The following is a 17,905-nucleotide window of genomic DNA, read 5'->3' on the forward strand; positions in this document are numbered from 1 at the left end:
CGATGGGTAGCCTTGATTCGTGCGCCCACGGTGCTCAGTCGGCGTCCGCGAGCCCGATAGCGAACGCCGCCTCCAGGTCGTGCTGCGAGTACGCCCGGAACGCGATGTGCGACTCGGTGCCGAGCACCCCCGCCACCTTGGAGATCCGGCCGGCGATCACCTCGGCGATCTGGTCGAACTCGCGGACCCGGACGATCGCGATCAGGTCGACGTGACCGGCTACCGAATAGACCTCACTGACACCGGGCAACCCGGCCAACGTCTCGGCCACCTCGGGAATCGAGTCGGTGGCGCACTCGATCAGCACGATCGCGGTGATCATCGGAGTCCTCCGTCCTGGGCGGGCCTGGGAGCCCGGCTGCCGTCATGGTGCCAGCCCGACCCGCCGGTCAGGCGGTCGCGGCGAAGACCGTGACGTCCGTCCCGACCCGGATCGCCGTGCTCAGCCGTTCCCCGGCGGCGACCCGCGCGCCGGGCCAGACGACCGACCGGGTCACCGTACCGTCGACGACCGCGTCCCGGCCGATCACCGCCTGGTCGTAGGACCCGGTCACCGTGGCGGTCGGGTCGACGATGCTCCGGCCGGCCGCGGCGTGCAGGTTCGCGGCGAGGTAGTCCGGCGGCGTGCCGGTGTCCAGGTAGGTGCCGTCGAAGCCCACCACCCGCAGTGCGCCGGCTGCTTCGGCTGGGCGCCACACCGTACGCACGAGGTTGCCGAACGTCGGCGGCAGGTGCCGTACGAACCGCCAGGGCAGTAGGGAGAATCCGGCGAAGCGGTGTCCGTCGAAGCCGCTGCGTCCGGCCAGGCCGGGCACCCGCTGGCCGAGTAGCCGTACCGACTCGCCGTCCCAGCCGTCGAGCAGTGCGGCGATGTCCGGCCCGGCGAGTGCCTGTCGGTGCGCCAGGTAGGCGTCGGCGTTGCCGACCAGCACCGCGCGCCCGGCTATCCAGTCCCGCAACCGGCCGATCCCGCCCGAAGTGCCCAGCGGGGCACCGGGCTCGATCGACAGGTGGGCCCGGTCACCGACGTGCGACACCACCTGCCCGCCCAGGTAGCAGGCGTTGACCGCGACCGCGCCCGGCCCGGCGAAGCCGAGCGCGGCGACCCGGGCCAGCGCCCGGTCGAGCAGCGGGACGTTGCCCACCGGGCAGAGCGCCTTGGGCACCTGCTCCGTCAACGGACGCAGCCGCTGGCCCTCGCCGGCGGCGAGAATCACCGCGCAGACCTGTGCCGGCTCGGTCACCGCTGGTCCGGCGGCCGTGCGTCGGACGTCGGCTGGTCGGCGAGCGGACCGATGCCGAAGTAGGCCAGCAGACGGGCGGTGGCCGGGGTGAGCCGGGGCAGCGAGTCGAGCGGATGCCAGGCCGCCTCGAAGACCTCGGCGCCGTCGACGACCAGCGTGGTACGCGAGGCGGGCACCGCCGCCTCGAAGACCACGTCGATCCAGCCCTTGACGTGCACCACGGCGTTCGGTGTGGCCGGGCGCAACTGATGCGGCGCCAACCGGATGCCGGTCTCCTCTGCCAACTCCCGGGCCGCCCCCACGATCGGTGCCTCCCGGTGGCGGAGCAGGCCGGCGGGCAGGGTCCAACCGCGCCCCGGTGGCTGGCGCAGCAGCAGTAGGCGTGCCGGGTCGTGCGGCCCGGTCTCGGAGTCGGTCACCAGGGTCACCGCGCCGACGATGTACTTGGGCACGGCCACCCGCACCAGCAGCCGACGGACCGAATGCGGCAGCCGGTAGAACACGCCGTAGAGCAGAGCGCGTGCGGGCGATCGGCGGGTGATCATATGGTCCAGGCTAGAGGTAGCCGGCGACCGGCGCCGGGCGAGGGCGGCCGGATGGGATCAACCCGGGTCAGCCCGGTTGATCGACCATCGCGATGAGCTGGTCGACCACGGTCTCCGGCTCGATGGTCCGGTCGACCACCGCGACGAGCATGGTGTCCATGTCCGGGTAGTTCAGTGCCTCGGCGAGCCGGCGTAGCGGCTGATCGTTGGACAACGCCCGATCGTGCTTGCGCAGGATCAGGCTGACCGTGGCCCGGCCCAGCCGAACCTTGTCGTTGATGCTGATCCCGGGCTCGGAGTGCTCGGCGAACCACCGGCTGATCTGCATCTGTGCCTGGGGCGACTTGACGAAGCCCAGCCACTCCTTGCGTGGGCCGGCGGGCCGTGTCGTCCCGGTGGGCTGATCCTCGGTCTCGGTGAAGATCTCCACCACGTCACCGTCGGCCAGCTCCGATGACAGCGGCGCGAGCCGGCCGTTGATCCGCGCGGCCAGGCAACGGGCTCCCTTGTCGGAGCCGAGTTCGTAGGCGAGGTCGACCGGGGTGGAGCCGGCGGGCAGCACGATCTGCTTGCCCTCGGCGAACACCTGGATCTGCGCCTCGACCAGGTCGCAGCGCAGCGAATGGACGAACTGGTCGGCGTCGACGGTCCGCTGTGACCAGTCCAACGCCCGGCGCAGCCAGGCGAGTTCCTCCGCGCGCCCGGCTGCGCTGCTGCGGTCCGGCCTCGGGAACCGGTACGCGGCGGCGACGCCGAACTCGGCGGAGCGGTGCATCGAGTCGGTGCGGATCAGCACCTCCACCGGACGGTTGTCCGGCCCGATCACCGTGGTGTGCAGCGACCGGTAGAGGTTGTTCTTCGGCGAGGCGATGAAGTCCTTGAACCTGCCGGGCGTCGGACGCCAACAGCAGTGCACGGCGCCCAGCGCGGCGTAGCAGTCGGTGTCCGGTCCGGTCACCACGATCTCGATCCGAGGCAGGTCGAACGGCGCGGGATGCCCGCCGGTGACCGTGTCCTTCCAGATCGAGTAGTAGTGCCGCGGTCGTGGGGCGACCCTGGCGGTGACCTTCTCCCGACGCAGCGCCGAGCGGGTCTGTGCGCAGACACCGGTGAGGTACTGCGTCCATCCCCGGCGGCTGGCCAGGTGATCCGCGATCCGCTGATAGGCCTCGGGCTCCAGATGGAACAGGACGATGTCGTCCAGTTCGCGCTTGAGCTTCTGGATGCCCAGTCGGTCGGCCAGCGGTACCAGGACGTCCAGGGTGGCCTTGGCGATGCGGGCCCGCGAGGCCGGTGAGCGGGCATCCAGTGTCCGCATGTTGTGCAGCCGGTCGGCGAGCTTGATGACCAGTACCCGGACGTCCTTGCCGGCGGCGACGATCATCTTGCGGATCGTCTCGGCCTCGGCGACCTTGCCGTAGAACGCCTTGTCGAACTTGGTCACCCCGTCGACCAGGTGGGCCACCTCGTCACCGAAGTCGGCGGCCAGGGTCGGCAGGTCGTACGTGGTGTCCTCGACGGTGTCGTGCAGCAGCGCGGCGACCAGCGTGGTGGTGTCCATGCCGAGGTCGGCGCAGATCTCGGCGACCGCCAGCGGGTGGGTGATGTAGGGGTCCCCGCTCTTGCGGTACTGCCCGGCGTGCATGCTGTCGGCGATCTGGTAGCCGCGACGTAGCACGGAGACATCTGCCGAGGAGTGGACCGACCGGTGGATGCGGATCAGTTCGGCGACCGGGTCCGACGCTACGGGATACCAGGACAGCCAGGCCCGCAGCCGGGTGGACAGGGGTGTCGCGGTGGGTAGAAAACGTCCGAGAGCGGCGCCGGGACCGGCGTCGACATCCACGCGGGGACACCTCCTCACCCACCGCCCAGCCGGTGATCGGCCCGGACGCACGCCACGAATCGGGCGTTGGCTGACAGGACTGCACTTCTCTAACAGCCTAAGCGAGCGAGCGTCGTACTATCGGCTACTTGCGGGTGGGCGATCGGTTCAGTCTTTGGTCCACTTCGCCGGCCACCATCGGAACTCGGGTCGCTTGTTCGGCCTTGACCAGCAAATTGTGGAACCGGCCGGCACCGCGCACCGGCGACGCCCAGCCCTCGCTCAGGCTCACCAGGCGGGTCTGGGCCGGCTCCAGCCAGGAGAGGATCCGTTCCGATTCCTCCGCGCTGGCCCTCGGCACCGGACCCGGCCCGGCCGGGACGGTCTCCGCGGCGGCCCGCAACACCTCGATGGTGGCCCGCGGATGCTGCCGCGGTGGCGAGACGCCGGCGGCGGCGAGCCGGCCGTGCCGGACGACGGCCAACTCCCAACCGCCGTGATCGGCCCGCCGCGCCGCGACCAGCTCGGCGATGCGGGCCAGCGCGGTCAGCCGCTGCATCCGCAGCGTGACCCGCAGCAGCGCGGCCAGCCGGCTGCGGACCACCGCGGCCTCCTCGTAGCGTTGCCCGGCGGCCAGCGCGTCGATGCGGGCCAGCAGGTTGTCGACCAACGCCTGCGGATCCGCCTCGATCGCCGTGCGCAACGGCTCGACGGCGAGTCCGGCGTACTCGACGGGGTCGATCCGGTGCTCGCACGGTGCCGGGCAGCGGCCCAGCTCGGCCAGCGCGCAGGACGAGGTGCGGGTCCGGGTGGACAGCCGGTGGGTGCACTGGCGCAGCGGTACGGCGTCGTACACGCCGGCCGCGGCCAGCTCGGCCGCCCGGCGGGACGGGAACGGCCCGAGGTACGTCCCGTCGCCGTCACCGATCGACCGTACGGTGGACAGTCGTGGGAAGGCCTCGTCGGTCAGCCGTAGCCAGAGCATCCGCTCAGGATGTTTTGACCGCCGGTTGTACGGCGGCGCGTGGGCGGCGATCAGCCGCAACTCCCGTACCTCCGCCTCGAGCCGGTGAGCGCACTCGACCGCCTCCACCCGCACCGCGGCGGTGAGCATCTCCGACATCCGGGCCCGCCGCTCGGCCGCGGTGAAGTAGCTGCGGACCCGGGTGGCGATGTCGCCGGAGGTGCCGACGTACAACGGACGGTCGTCGGCGGCCCGGAAGATGTACACCCCGGGGGAGCGGGGCAGGCCGTCGGCCAGGTGTCGGTTGCGGCGCTGCGCCGCGCTGACCGCCCGGGTGAACTCGATCGCGTCGCCGATCGTGGTGACCCCGTGCCCGCCGAGCCGGGCGATCAAGCCGTGCAGCACGTCGACGGTGGCCTGCGCGTCGGCCAGCGCCCGGTGGGTCGGCTGGCGGGGGGTGCGGAAGTAGGCGGCCAGCGTGCCGAGCTTGCGGTTGGGCACCTCGTCGCGGGTGAGCGCCCGGCGGGCCAGCGCCGCCGTGTCCAGCACCCGGGGCGCCGGCCACGGGTAACCGTGCCGGGCGCACGCCGCCTTGAGGAAGCCGACGTCGTACGGCGCGTTGTGGGCCACCAGCACCGCGTCCGAGAGGAACTCCAGCAAACTGGGCAGCACCTGCTCGATCGGCGGAGCGGGCAGCAGCATCGCCTGGGTGATCCCGGTGAGCACGGTCACGAACGGCGGGATCGGCTGTCCCGGGTTGACCAGCGTGGCGAAGACTCCCAGCTCCTCGCCGGCACGGACCTTGACCGCGCCCACCTCGGTGATGCCGCCGCCGTCGGGCGCCCCACCGGTGGTCTCCAGATCCAGCACCACGAAGGTGGTGTCCCGCAGGGACACCGCGCCCGGATCGGCCAGTAGCGCGTCGATGGTGCCTTGGGCGTACCCCCGGGACGTCGGGGGCACCGGGTGCGGAACCGGAATCGGACGGATCACGGGGCACAGGTTAGGACGCTGGTACGACACACCAGTCTCATCAGTACGACCAGTGACGGTCCGATCGACCCAGAGAGATCATTCTTCCTGTCGGGCACAGCACGGCCCACCGGTGGGAGACTGGGGTGCATGGCCGCACCGGATCCGACCGACGATCGTCCCGAGGAGGCGGCGACGCCTGTCGAGGAGCCGCCGGCCGAGCCCGTGCTGCCCGAGGCGGTGCGTTCGCGCATCGTCGTGCTGGCCGCCGCCGCGTTGGCGGACATCCCGGTCGACGAGTTGCCGGCGCAGCTGCGCAAGATCGCCAAGTTCGCGCCCAACCGGCGGGCCCGCTACGGCGGCGTGGCGATAGCCGCCCAGCTGACCAGCGATCCGCTGTTCCGTCAGCGGGTGGCGACCCGCGCCGTCGGCGACGCGGGGGAACTCGGCACGGCGATCAGCGAGGGCGTCACCCCGGGGGCGGCCGATCCGGTCGAGGTCGCCGCGTTGGCCTACCTGATGCGTCCGTGCGGGTGGCGCGACCTGGTCGAGGCGGCCGGCGAGGCGGTGCGGGCGGAAGCGGACAGCGCCGCCGTGGGCGAGCAGATCCGCGCGGCCGAGGCCCGCGCGAACCGGGCGGAGCACGACCGTACGGTGGCCCGGGTCGAAGCGGACAAGCTGCGTGACGAGCTTGCCCGGGTACGCGAGGAACTCGGCCAGCTCCGCGAGGAGTCCCGGCTGCTCGCCCGCTCGCTGCGCGAGCTCCAGGCACAGCACCGGCGGGCCAACGACCTGCTCGCCACCGAGCGGGGCCGGGCCGCCCGGGCGGTCGCCGACCACGACGCCGAGCTTCGGCGGCTGCGTGCCAAGCTCGCCGAGGCCGAGTCGGCGGCCGGTTCGGCGCGCCAGTCGGCCAAGGAGACGCGGGCCGTCGGCGACGCGCGGCTCTGGCTGCTGCTGGAAACCATCGGTCAGGCGGCGCAGGGGCTACGTCGGGAACTCGCGCTGGATCCGGCCGACCGGCTGCCGGCCGACTACGTGGCGGACGCTTTCACCGACCGGCCGGCGACGGCGACCACGACTCGGGCCCGAGACACCGACGACCCGGCCCGGCTCGACGATCTGCTGGCCCTGCCCCGGGCGCACCTGATCGTCGACGGCTACAACGTGACCAAGCGCGGCTTCGGCGAGATGCCACTGGAGCAGCAGCGGAAACGCCTGATCACCGGCCTCGGCGGGATCGCCGCGCAGACCGGCGACGAGGTGACGGTCGTCTTCGACGGCGCGGAGCGGATGCACGGCCTGCCGCCGGCACCGCGTGGGGTACGGGTGCTGTTCTCCCGCAAGGGCGAGACCGCCGACGAGCTCATCCGGCGGCTGGTGCGGGCCGAGCCGCCGGGCCGGGCACTCGTGGTCGTGTCCTCCGACCGGGAGGTCGCCGACGGGGTCCGCCGGCACGGCGCCTACCCGATGGGCGCGGATTCCCTGCTGCGCCGGCTGGCGAGGTCCTGACCCACCGCATCCACCGCGCAGCGGGCGGCGGGCCCACCTCGGCGGTGGACGGGCGGTCGTATCGGCGATGAGGGAGTGCCCGTCCGGGCTTGCCAGGTGGCAATATAGGCATTTGTCGAAACGTTGTTCGTCTCATTTCTGGCACAAGGGCTCGCAAGGTTAATGTCTGGATATCTCAAGACCGAATTCGCGCGCCGATGGACGCTATTGACGATCATGGCCGGCGCGTGTCATTCTCAGGCAATGGGAACGCACAATGGTATGACTGTCGGAGGGGTGCGCCGTGTTTGACGACGAATCCGCTGTCTATGCCGTGGTGATCAACGACGAAGAGCAATATTCGATGTGGCCGGACGACCGGGAGCTGCCTGCTGGTTGGCGCCGCGAAGGCACCGTGGGGACCCGATCCGAGTGCTTGGAGCGGATCGACCGGGTGTGGGTGGACATGCGACCGCGGTCGTTGCGGATGTGGTTGGCGGAACACGCCTCTGCGTGACTGTGGTGGCGCGCTGATCAATTTTCGTTGAATGGCGGCCGGTGTGGCATGTGCTGACCGCCAAATGGATGTCAGCCATTCAAGCGTCGGCCGATTGGTCGACGAGCGTCCGGGCTGCGCGGCAATTGATTGATTTGCTGAGATTTCCGACTACGAAATCAGAGGTTTGCTGTGCAATACGGGGCATCGCCGCTGCAGCGTGGCCTGATCGTGAACAGCCTGCGTGGCCGTGGTGCCGGGGTGGACGTGATCCAGGCCGTGCTGACCTGGCCAGGAGCGGTCGACCGGACGGCGTTCGAGGCGAGTTGGCAGGCAGCCGCACGTCGGCACGAGGTACTGCGTACCGCCTTCCGCTGGCACCCCGACGAGGGCCTCGTGCAGGTCGTGGAGCCGGCGGTCGGCATCGACATCACCTGGTCGACCGGCCCGGCGCGGGGCGGTCGCGAGGCCGACGGCGGTGCCCTGGACGAGGTGCTCCGGACCGACCGGGCCCGGCCGTTCGCACCGGAGCGGGCCCCACTGTTGCGGATCACCGTGCTCGCCGCGACGGTGCCGCAGGTCGTGGTGCTGACCTTCCACCACGCCATCCTCGACGGGCGTTCGCTGGTGTTGCTGCTCGACGAGGTCGTCGGCGAGTACCAGGCCCGGCTTGCCGGCGGACCGCCGCCGGTGCACCCGCGACGCCGGCCGTACCGCGAATTCATCGACTGGTGGGAAGGCCGCGACCTGACCGCGGCGAAAGAGTTCTGGAGCGGCTACCTGGCCGGTGCCGTCGCGCCGCGTCCGTTCGCCGGCTATCTCGGCGAGCCGGCCGGGGCCGACGAGCTGGCCGGGGTCGACGAGCTGGCCGGGGTCGACGAGCTGCCCGCCGGGCGTCCGGTGACCTTGACCGAGGAGCTGACCGACGAACAGTCGGCGCTGGTCCGCGCCGGTGCGGCGGCGGCCGGGGTGACGGTCAACACGATGGTCACCGCCGCGTGGGCGTTCGTGCGGGCCTGCTACGCCGGGCAGCCCGACATCACCTTCGCGATCACCAGGTCGTGTCGCAGCGGCACCGCGGCCGGTGCGACCGACATGATCGGACTGCTCATCAACACCGTGCCGATCCGGCTGCCGGTGCGTACCGGGTCGACCGTCGCCGAGTTGCTGCACGAGACGCACGCCCGGATCCGGCAGGTACGAGAACACCAGCATGCGCCGCTGTCGGCGATCCTGGAATGGTCCGGTCACCCACCGGAAACCGCCCTGACCGACAGCCTCGTCGTGTACGAGCGCCAGTTGGCCGGCACGACCCTGGCCCAGCACAATCCGGCGTTTCGCGACATCGACCTGCGGATCGAGCGGCTGCCCAGCTATCCGGCGACGCTCTACGTCTTCGACGAGCCCCGGATCCAGACCCTGCTCATCCATGACGGATCCCGGCTGCTCACCGCGGCGGCCGAGCGGATGCTGACCCACTTCCGTACCGTCCTGCTGGGTCTGGCCGGTGAACCGGGGACCCTGCCGCTGCGGCAACTGTCCATGGTCGACGCCGCCGAGCGGGCGCTGCTGCGACGCGGCTGGTACGACACCGGTGCCGGCCGCGTGCCACCGGCGACCATCGCGGAGCTGTTCGTCACCGCCCTCACCCGGGCACCGGACGCGGCGGCGGTGCGCGACGACGGGATCGAGCTCAGCTACGCCGCCCTGGCCCAACGCGCGTACCGGCTGGCCTGGTTGCTGCGTGAGTGCGGTGTGCGGTGCGAGACGCGGGTGATGGTGGCACTGCCCCGGGGCGTCGAGCTGATCGTCGCGATCCTCGCGGTCAGCCTGGCCGGCGGCGCGTACGTGCCGGTCGACCCGGCCGATCCGCCGGCCCGGCGACGCCGGGTGCTCGCCGACAGCGGTGCGTCCCTGGTGCTGACCGCCGAGTGGCTGGCCATCCGCAAGACGCGGCTGCGCCGGCCGGTGCCCGGCCCGCCGCCAGTGTCGGCCCACCCGGACAGCATCGCCTACGTCAGCTACACCTCCGGCTCCACCGGCCGGCCCAAGGGCGTCGCGGTGCCGCACCGCGCCGTACACCGCCTGGTCACCGGGGCCACCTTCGCCGACCTCGGCCCGGGGCAGACCCTGCTGCAGCTGGCGCCGGTCGCCTTCGACGCCTCCACCCTGGAGATCTGGGGCGCGCTGCTGACCGGCGGCACCCTCGCGGTCGCGCCGCCCGGACCGGTGGACCTGCCCGCCCTGCGGGCGTTGCTGCGCGACCGGCAGGTGAGCGTGCTCTGGCTCACCGCCGGGCTCTTCCACCAGGTGGTCGAGCTGGATCCGGCGGCGCTGGCCGAGGTCGACCAGGTCCTCGCCGGTGGCGACGTGCTCGCGGCGGACGCGGTCCGGGCGCTGCTACGGGTGCGTGGCGGCCGCCCGGTGGTCAACGGTTACGGTCCCACCGAGAACACCACCTTCACCACCTGCCACCGGATGACCGACGCCGGGCAGGTCGGCGACCGGGTGCCGATCGGCGTACCGATTCAGCAGACCACGGTGTACGTGCTGGACGGTGGTGGTGAGCCGGTCCCGGTGGGCGCGGTCGGCGAGCTCTACACCGGCGGGGACGGACTGGCCCGGGGCTACCTGGGCGGACCGGCGGCGACGGCCGAGCGGTTCGTGCCCGACCCGTTCGGCGAGCGGCCCGGCGGCCGGCTGTACCGCACCGGGGATCTGGCCCGCTGGCGGGCCGACGGGACGCTGGAGTTCGTCGGCCGGACCGATCATCAGGTCAAGATCCGTGGCTACCGGGTCGAACCGGCCGAGGTGGAGGCGGCGCTGCGGGCCCATCCGCAGGTGCGTGACGCCGTGGTCGTGGTGCGCGGCGCGGGCCCGGATCGTCACCTGGTCGGCTATGTCGCGGTCGGTGCCGCCGAGGTGACCGGTCGTGACCTACGGGAGTACGCCGCCCGGCAGTTGCCGGCCCAACTGGTGCCGGCCCGCTTCGCCATCCTCACCGAACTCCCGCTCACCGCCAACGGCAAGGTGGACCGGGCCGCGCTGCCGCAACCGTCGGCACCGGCGGGCACGAGCACGCCACCGGGTACGGACACCGAGCAGCGACTCGCCCGCCTCTGGGCCGAGATCCTGCACGTCGAGCAGGTGGGTCGCGAGGACGACTTCTTCCGCCTCGGCGGCAATTCGCTCGGCGTGACCCGTCTGCTCTTTCGTATCCGCGAGGTGTTCGGGGTGGACGTGCCGTTGCGGCACTTCTACGCCGCGCCCGCGTTGCGCGGCTGCGCGGCCGCGGTCGACGCGAGCGCCGCCGCCACGAGTGCCGCCGCCGAGGCCGCGACGTCGGCCGGCGATCGCGGCGACCTGCGCCGCCGGGACCGCCGCGCCCACCGGGCCGCCGACAGCGCGGCCGGTGGCGCCGCCGTGGCCCTGCCGGTGACCCCGCAGCACGGTGGCACCGGCCCTGCCGGGGCCGGGTCGGGGCACCTGGTGCCGTTGACCGGGGACTGGGCGTTGTGGCGGTCGGTGTGCCTGCGTGGCGCCGGGCTGCCGTTCGAGATGCTCGAGCCGCTCGGCGATCCGGTGCTGGCCAGGTACGCCGACAGCGGCGATACGCAGCGACTGCTCGCCGAATGGCCGGCGGCGACGCGGCGGCTGTCGAGCGCGCTGCACGCCGCCGCCGCCCATCCGCTCGTGCGCGAGGCGGTCGCCTGGCAGAACCGGCACGCCCTGCGGACCGGGTTCGACCCGCTGCTGCGGCACGGCCCGCAGCCGGCGTCGCGCAACACCAAACACCGTCAGCACGAGGCGTTGGTCGCCAGTTACCTGCAGCGCTACTGCGCCAAGAACGACACGATCGGCTTTTTCGGCCCGGTCGGCTGGGCCCGCTTCGCCGACGGGCCACCGGTCACGGTACGGGCCGCGCCGCTCGCCGCCCGGGCCGTCTACCTGGAAGGCTGGGCGGTCACCGCCCTCGTGCAGCCGTACGCCGAGCGGCTGCGCCCGGCCCTGGTGCCGCGCCTGATGCCGTTTCTGGATCTGGCCGGGGACCTGCTGCTGGTGCCGATGGCCGACCCGGTGCCGCTGTCCGCCGAGCAGGCCGAGGTGCTGCGGGCCTGCGACGGGCGGCGTAGCGCCGGGCAGATCGCCGCCGAGCTGGCCGGCGGCACCGGATCGGGCCGGTCGCGGGTCTACCAGATCCTCGACGAGCTGGCCCGCGCCCAGCGCATCGCCTGGCGGCTGGAGGTCTCCCCGGACGACGTACATCCGGAGCGGACGCTGCGGGCGCTGCTGGCCGGCACCGCCGACCCGGCCGGTGCCGGTGCTGCCGCACCCGGCGGGCAGGCCGGCGGGGCCGGAGACGAGGCGGCCCGCCAAGCGGCGCTGGCCGCCCTCGACGAACTGGTCACGGCCCGCGACGCGCTGGCGGCGGCGGCCGGCGACCCCGACCGGGTGGCCGACCGGATGGCCGAGCTGGAACAGGTCTACACCCGGCACACCGGCGCGGCGCCGACCCGGCGGGCCGGGCAGCTGTACGCCGGCCGGACCGTCGCGTACGAGGAGTGCCTGCGCGGCGGCTCGGTCGAGTTCGGCGAGTCAGCGTTGGACGGGATCCGGGACGCGTTCGGCATCGTGCTCGACGCCGCCCAGTGGTTCACGGCCGCGGCGGCGGCGCTGTGGCACCGCACCTTCGTCGAGTTGTTCCAGGCACGGGCCGCCGAGCGGGGCGCGCACAGCGTGCCGTTGGCCGAGTTCTGGTTGCTCGCCGGGGACCTGGTCTTCGACCCACCGCCAGGGCTGGTCAACCCGCTGCGCCGCGCGCTGCGGCAGCGCTGGACCCGGGTGCTGGCTCTGCCGGACGGGCCGGACCAGCCGGATCGCATCGAGTTGTCCAGCGCGTCGCTGCGCGAGCGCGCCCGCCGCGAGTTCGCCACCGTCCGCCCCGGTTGGCTCACCGGCGTGCAGCACAGCCCGGACCTGATGCTCGCCGGCGACCGGTGGGTGCTCGGCGAGTTGCATCCCGGGGTCAACACGATGCGCTACCACACCTGGGTCGCGTTCCACCCGGATCCCGCCGCCCTACGGGCGGCGCAGGCCGCCGACCTGGGCCGGCCGGCGGTCTACCCGGGCCCGACCGGGGAGTCCGGCGGCATTCCGGCCCGGCAGGGCAACAGCCTGATCACCGGCCAGGACCTACGGCTGCTCTTCGCGCACGACACCTGCGCCGCGGCACCGGCCCAACCGCTGCCGGTCGGCCGGTGCGACGTGCTGTTGCGCTCGGGCACGCTGACGGTGCGCAGCCGTGCCGGCGACGTGGAGATGCCACTGCTGGACGTCCTCGGTGACCTGCTCGCGGCCGGCGTGGTGCAGCACTTCCAGGTGGTGCCACGACCGCCGGCCACCGGTGCCGGTGCCGGTGCCGGTGCCGACGTCAGCGCCGACGTCAGCGCCGGTGGGAGCGGCGGTGGGAGCGGCGGTGGCGAGACGGTGGTGCGCACCCCACGGGTCACCGTCGACCGGCTGGTGGTCAGCCGGCAGCGGTGGGAATTCGCCGCGGGTCAGCTCGGCTTCGCCGGTACCGCCGACGAGCCGCGTCGCTACCAGCAGGTGCGGGCCTGGACCGGCCGGCACCGGCTGCCCCGGCACGTCTTCCTGCGCACCGAGGGCGAGGCGAAGCCGGTCTATCTGGACCTGACCAGTCTGGTGTCGGTCGATCTGCTGGCCCGGGCGGTGCGCCGGGCCCAGCGTACCGCCGGGGCGCAGGCCCGGGTTTCGGTGACGGAGATGCTGCCTGGGCCGGACCACTTCTGGCTCACCGACCCGGCCGGTCGGCCGGGACCGGCGGAGCTGCGGGTGGTCGCGGTCCGGCGGCGGGGAGGGGCGAAGTGAGCGAGACCGAACAGGCGAGCGAGACGTACGAGTTCCCGGCGTCGTTCGCGCAGCGGCGGTTGTGGCTGCTCGACCGGTTGGACCCGGGGCTGACCACGTACAACGTGCCGTGGACGGTCGGGCTGTCCGGGCCGTTGGATCCGTCCGCGCTGCAGGCCGCGTTGGCCGCGCTCGTCGCCCGGCACGAGGTGCTGCGCACGGTGTTCCGGGAGGAGGCCGGCCAGCCGGTGCAGGTGGTCGCCCCGGCGGCGGAACTCGACTGGCGGGTGGTCGATCTGACCGGCAGCGCGGATCCGGGCGCAGCGGCGCGGGCCCGGGCGGACGAGCTGGCCCGCACCCAGTTCGACCTGGGCGAAGGTCCGCTCCTGCGGACCGAACTGCTTCGCCTCGCTCCCGACGAGCACGTTCTCGTGCTGGTCTACCACCACATCGTCGCCGACGGCTGGTCCTTCCGGATCCTGATCGGTGAGCTGGCGGACGGCTACGCGGGCCGACCGGTGCCGGAACCACCGATCCAGTACGCGGACTTCGCTCTGTGGCAGCTCGAACAGTCCGACGGCGGGCTCGGCGACGCGCAACGGTACTGGTTGGACGAGCTGGCCGGGGCCGATCTGGTGCTGGACCTGCCGGCCGACCGGGCCCGTCCCGAACAACCGTCGTTCCGCGGTGGTTCGCGGGAGCTGACCGTGCCGTCCGACCTCACCCGCCGGTTGCGTGAGTTCGCCGCGGCCCGGGGCACCACCCTGTTCACCGCGCTGCTGGCCGGCTTCGGCGCCACCGTCGCCCGGCTCACCGGGCGTACCGATCTGCTGGTCGGCGTACCGGTCGCCGGCCGGCAGCGGGCAGAGACCGAGCAGGTCGTCGGGTTGTTCATGAACACCTTGCCGGTACGGCTGCGTCCCAATCCCGGCGACCGGTACGCCGACCTGGTCGGTCAGCTCCACGACACCGTGGCGCGGGCGCTGGCCCACCAGGAGATGCCCTTCGAACGGATCGTCGAGCTGTGCCGGGTGCCACGCGATCCCGCCCGGTCCCCGGTCACCCAGGTGATGTTCCAGATCGAGGAGCTGCCACCGCCGTTCGAGACCGGGGGCCTGCGCTGGCGGCCGGAGATGATCGACAACGGTGGCAGCAAGCTGGACCTCACCCTGTTGCTGGCGGAGCGCGGCGACGAGCTGACCGGCCAGCTGGTGTACGCGGTCGACCTGTTCGACCGGGACTGGGCACGCCAGTTCGGCGAATGCCTGCTGACCGTGCTCGACTCGGCGCTGGCCGATCCCGGCCGGCCGCTGGCCGAGCTGGAACTCGTCGCGCCGGCCCAGTACGCGCGGCTGACCGGTGACTGGGCGACCGGCCCGGCCCTGCCCGTCGGCGCACCGACCGCGATCGAGCTGCTCGCCCGGCGTTGGCCGGACGACGGCCCGGCCCGGATCGCCGGCGCGTTGCGCGCGCTCGGTGTCGGCCCGGAGTCCCGGGTGGGACTCTGCCTGCCGCGCGGTCCGGAGCTGATCCCCGCCGTGCTGGGGATCTGGTGGGCCGGTGCCAGTTACGTACCGCTCGACCCCGGGCATCCGCCGGCCCGGCTGGCGTCGGTGATCACCGACGCCGGGGTCGAGGTGGTGCTCGGCACGAGCGAGGGGTCGGCGCCCTGGTCGACGGCGGTGGTGCCCGACTCGGTCGCCGCGTCCGGTGTGACCGTCCTGGAACTGGCCGCAGCGCTGGCCGCCGATCCGGTGGCCCGTCGGCCGGTGCCGGCACCGGCAGCCGCGTACACCATCTTCACCTCCGGTTCGACCGGCCGGCCGAAGGGGGTGACGGTCAGCCAGGGCAACGTCGCCGCCCTGCTGCGGGCCTTCGCCGAGCTGCTGCCGATCGGGCCGGCCGATCACCTGGTCGCGGTGACCACCCTGGCGTTCGACATCTCGGTGCTGGAACTGCTGCTGCCGCCGCTGATCGGGGCGCGGGTGACGGTCGCCGACGCGCAGACCGCCACCGATGCCGGTGCACTGCGCCGGTTGCTGGCGCGCTGCGGGGCGACCGCGCTGCAGGCCACCCCGGCGACCTGGCGCGCGTTGGTGACCAGCGGCGGGGTGCCCGCCGGCGTGCGGCTGCGGATCAGCGGCGGCGAGCCACTGCCCCGCGATCTCGCCGACGAACTGCTGAGCGACGGCGCGCAGCTGTGGAACGTGTACGGGCCGACCGAGACCACGGTCTGGTCGACCGCCACGCCGGTGCCGCCCGAGGGTCCGGTGCTGATCGGCGCGCCGATCCCCGGCACCCGCTGTTACGTCCTGGACGCCGCGCTGCGGCCGGTGCCCCCGGGTGTGGTCGGCCAGGTCTATCTCGCCGGTGCCGGGGTGGCCCGAGGCTACCTCGGTCAGCCGGCGCTGACCGCGCAACGGTTCGTGCCCGACCCGTTCGACGACGCCGGCGGGCGGCTCTACGTCACCGGCGACCTGGCCCGCTGGCGCCGCGACGGCGGGCTGGAGCTGCTGGGCCGGGTCGACCACCAGGTGAAGATCCGTGGCTTCCGGATCGAGCCGGCGGAGGTCGAGGCCGCGTTGCGGGCCTGTCCCGGGGTGACCGACGCGGTGGTCACCGTGCCGCCGGGCCCGGATCCCCGGCTGGTGGCGTACGTGGTGGGCGGCGACGACCGGCTGCGTGAGCGGCTGGCCGCACAGCTGCCGGGCTACCTGGTGCCGGCACTGGTGGTACCCCTCGCGGCATTGCCCCGCACCGCCAACGGCAAGCTCGACCGGGCCGCGCTGCCGGCGCCGGATTTCACCGCCGCCGCCGGACCTGTGTACCGGGCACCCCGCGACGACCTGGAACGTCGCCTGGTCGGGGTGTGGCAGGACCTGCTCCGCCTGGCCGAACCCCCGGGGATCGACGACAACTTCTTCACCCTGGGCGGGCACTCGTTGACCGCGACCACCCTCATCGCCCGGCTGCGCGCCGAGTTCGGCGTGGATGTGGCGTTGCGGGAGCTGTTCCGTGGCCCGACCGTGGCCGGGCTGGCCCGGGCCGTGTCCGCGACCCAGGCTGCCGGGCCGGTGCCGGGGTCGTTCCAGGCGGTCGGCGCCGATCTCGACGAGTTGGACGACGACCAGCTCGACGACCTGCTACAGGAGCTGATGGGGTGAACACCGACGACCCGGGCGCCGGGGGTGCCCGTCGGGCGGCACTGATCGGTGCCGGGCTGACCGGTTCTCTGCTCGCCATCTACCTGGCCCGGCGTGGCTGGCAGGTGGACGTCTACGAACGACGGGCCGACCCGCGCCGGGTGGCCTCGGCCGGCGGGCGGTCGATCAACCTCGGGCTGTCCGCACGTGGTCTGGCCGCGCTGCGAGAGGTCGGTCTGCTCGACGCGGTACTGCGCCGCTGCGTACCGATGCGTGGCCGGTACGTGCACGCGCCGGACGGCACCCTGGCGTTCCAGCCGTACGGCACCCGCGAGGGCGAGGTACTGCACTCGATCCTGCGCAACGAGCTGGTCCGGCTGCTGCTCGACGAGGCGCAGCGGCATCCGCAGGTGCGGGTGCACTTCGGGCAGAACCTGGTCGGGCTGACACCCGCGCGCGGACAGGCCGAGTTCGCCGGCGGGCAGACGGTCACCGCGGACCTGATCGTCGGTGCCGATGGCGCCTACTCCACCGTCCGTACGGTGCTGGAACGCCACGGCCACGTGCACACCCGGCTGGACGTGCTGGAGTGGGGTTACAAGGAGCTGACCATTCCGGCCGCCGACGACGGTGCCGCCCGTACTCCACTGCACGGCCTGCACGTCTGGCCCGGCGGCGGAGACGGGCTGATGGTGGCCCATCCCAACGTCGAGCAGTCGCTGACCGCGACGATGTTCCTGCCGTTGTCCACACTGGCCCAGTTGGACACCCCGGAGACGGTGGCCGGCTTCCTGGACGCCGGTTTCCCCGACACCGCCACGCTGATGCCCGATCGGGTGGCCGAGTGGCTGGAGCACCCGGTCGGCAGGCTGGTCACCGTCCGTGCCACCCCATGGCGCTACGCCGACCGCGTGGTGCTGGTCGGCGACGCGGCCCACGCCGTGTACCCGTTCTACGGGCAGGGCATGAACTCCTGCTTCGAGGACTGTTCGCTGCTCGCCGGTTGCCTGGACCGGCATCCGGCAGCCCTGGGTGCGGCCCTGGCCGAGTACCAGCGGTCGCGCAAGTGCCACACCGACGTGCTGGCCGACCTGTCCGAACGCAACTTCGTCGAGTTGCGTGACCGGCTGCGCTCGCCGTGGTTCCGGCTGCGCAAGCGGGCCGACCTGGTGCTGCACCGGGCGTTCGGCCGGGCCTGGCTCCCGCTCTACACGATGATCTCCCACCGCACCATCCCGTACGCCGACGCGTTACGGCGAGCCCGGCGACAGGACGCAGCCCTGCTCACCGCGCTGGTCCTGGTGCTCGGTAGCGCCACCGGACTGCTCACCCTGCTGGTCCGTTGACCACCCACCCC

10 protein-coding genes are annotated in these 17,905 nt (G+C 72.9%); 5 read left to right on the forward strand and 5 right to left on the reverse strand.

Going from position 1 to position 17,905, the window contains the following annotated elements; all coding sequences use genetic code 11:
- Positions 1 to 34 precede the first annotated feature (34 nt).
- The 5 genes from ACN27F_RS29325 to ACN27F_RS29345 form a co-directional block, all read right to left on the reverse strand.
- The gene (locus ACN27F_RS29325) at positions 35 to 322 is read right to left on the reverse strand and encodes an Lrp/AsnC family transcriptional regulator (RefSeq protein ID WP_421438712.1); all 288 of its coding nucleotides are present in this window, start codon (positions 320 to 322) and stop codon (positions 35 to 37) included.
- 67 nt (positions 323 to 389) lie between these two features.
- The gene (locus ACN27F_RS29330) at positions 390 to 1,244 is read right to left on the reverse strand and encodes a nucleotidyltransferase family protein (RefSeq protein WP_421438713.1); all 855 of its coding nucleotides are present in this window, start codon (positions 1,242 to 1,244) and stop codon (positions 390 to 392) included.
- On the reverse strand, positions 1,241 to 1,789 hold the full coding sequence (locus ACN27F_RS29335; RefSeq protein WP_421438714.1) for an NUDIX hydrolase: 549 nt from the start codon (positions 1,787 to 1,789) through the stop codon (positions 1,241 to 1,243). The genes ACN27F_RS29330 and ACN27F_RS29335 overlap by 4 nt, the downstream gene beginning before the upstream one ends.
- A gap of 67 nt (positions 1,790 to 1,856) precedes the next feature.
- Positions 1,857 to 3,635, reverse strand: coding sequence for a RelA/SpoT family protein (locus ACN27F_RS29340; protein WP_421438715.1), 1,779 nt, complete (start codon positions 3,633 to 3,635; stop codon positions 1,857 to 1,859).
- Between the two features lie 124 nt (positions 3,636 to 3,759).
- Positions 3,760 to 5,505 (reverse strand): DEDD exonuclease domain-containing protein, encoded by a 1,746-nt coding sequence (locus ACN27F_RS29345; protein ID WP_421440523.1) that lies wholly within the window; start codon positions 5,503 to 5,505, stop codon positions 3,760 to 3,762.
- Between the two features lie 195 nt (positions 5,506 to 5,700).
- On the opposite strand from ACN27F_RS29345, the gene ACN27F_RS29350 reads away from it, so the two are divergent.
- The 5 genes from ACN27F_RS29350 to ACN27F_RS29370 all read left to right on the forward strand — a co-directional run bounded on the left by ACN27F_RS29350 (position 5,701) and on the right by ACN27F_RS29370 (position 17,894).
- On the forward strand, positions 5,701 to 7,062 hold the full coding sequence (locus tag ACN27F_RS29350; RefSeq protein WP_421438716.1) for an NYN domain-containing protein: 1,362 nt from the start codon (positions 5,701 to 5,703) through the stop codon (positions 7,060 to 7,062).
- A 283-nt stretch (positions 7,063 to 7,345) separates the two neighbouring features.
- Positions 7,346 to 7,558, forward strand: coding sequence for an MbtH family protein (locus ACN27F_RS29355; protein WP_421438717.1), 213 nt, complete (start codon positions 7,346 to 7,348; stop codon positions 7,556 to 7,558).
- Between the two features lie 171 nt (positions 7,559 to 7,729).
- Positions 7,730 to 13,426, forward strand: a complete 5,697-nt coding sequence (locus ACN27F_RS29360) for an amino acid adenylation domain-containing protein (RefSeq protein WP_421438718.1) — start codon at positions 7,730 to 7,732, stop codon at positions 13,424 to 13,426.
- On the forward strand, positions 13,423 to 16,569 hold the full coding sequence (locus tag ACN27F_RS29365) for a non-ribosomal peptide synthetase (RefSeq protein WP_421438719.1): 3,147 nt from the start codon (positions 13,423 to 13,425) through the stop codon (positions 16,567 to 16,569). Before ACN27F_RS29360 ends, ACN27F_RS29365 begins: the two co-directional genes overlap by 4 nt.
- Positions 16,566 to 17,894: an FAD-dependent oxidoreductase gene (locus ACN27F_RS29370; protein WP_421438720.1), complete on the forward strand. Its 1,329-nt coding sequence runs from the start codon at positions 16,566 to 16,568 to the stop codon at positions 17,892 to 17,894. Before ACN27F_RS29365 ends, ACN27F_RS29370 begins: the two co-directional genes overlap by 4 nt.
- Positions 17,895 to 17,905: the final 11 nt, after the last annotated feature.

This window comes from Solwaraspora sp. WMMB335 (assembly GCF_049179075.1).
Lineage (GTDB): Bacteria > Actinomycetota > Actinomycetes > Mycobacteriales > Micromonosporaceae > Micromonospora_E.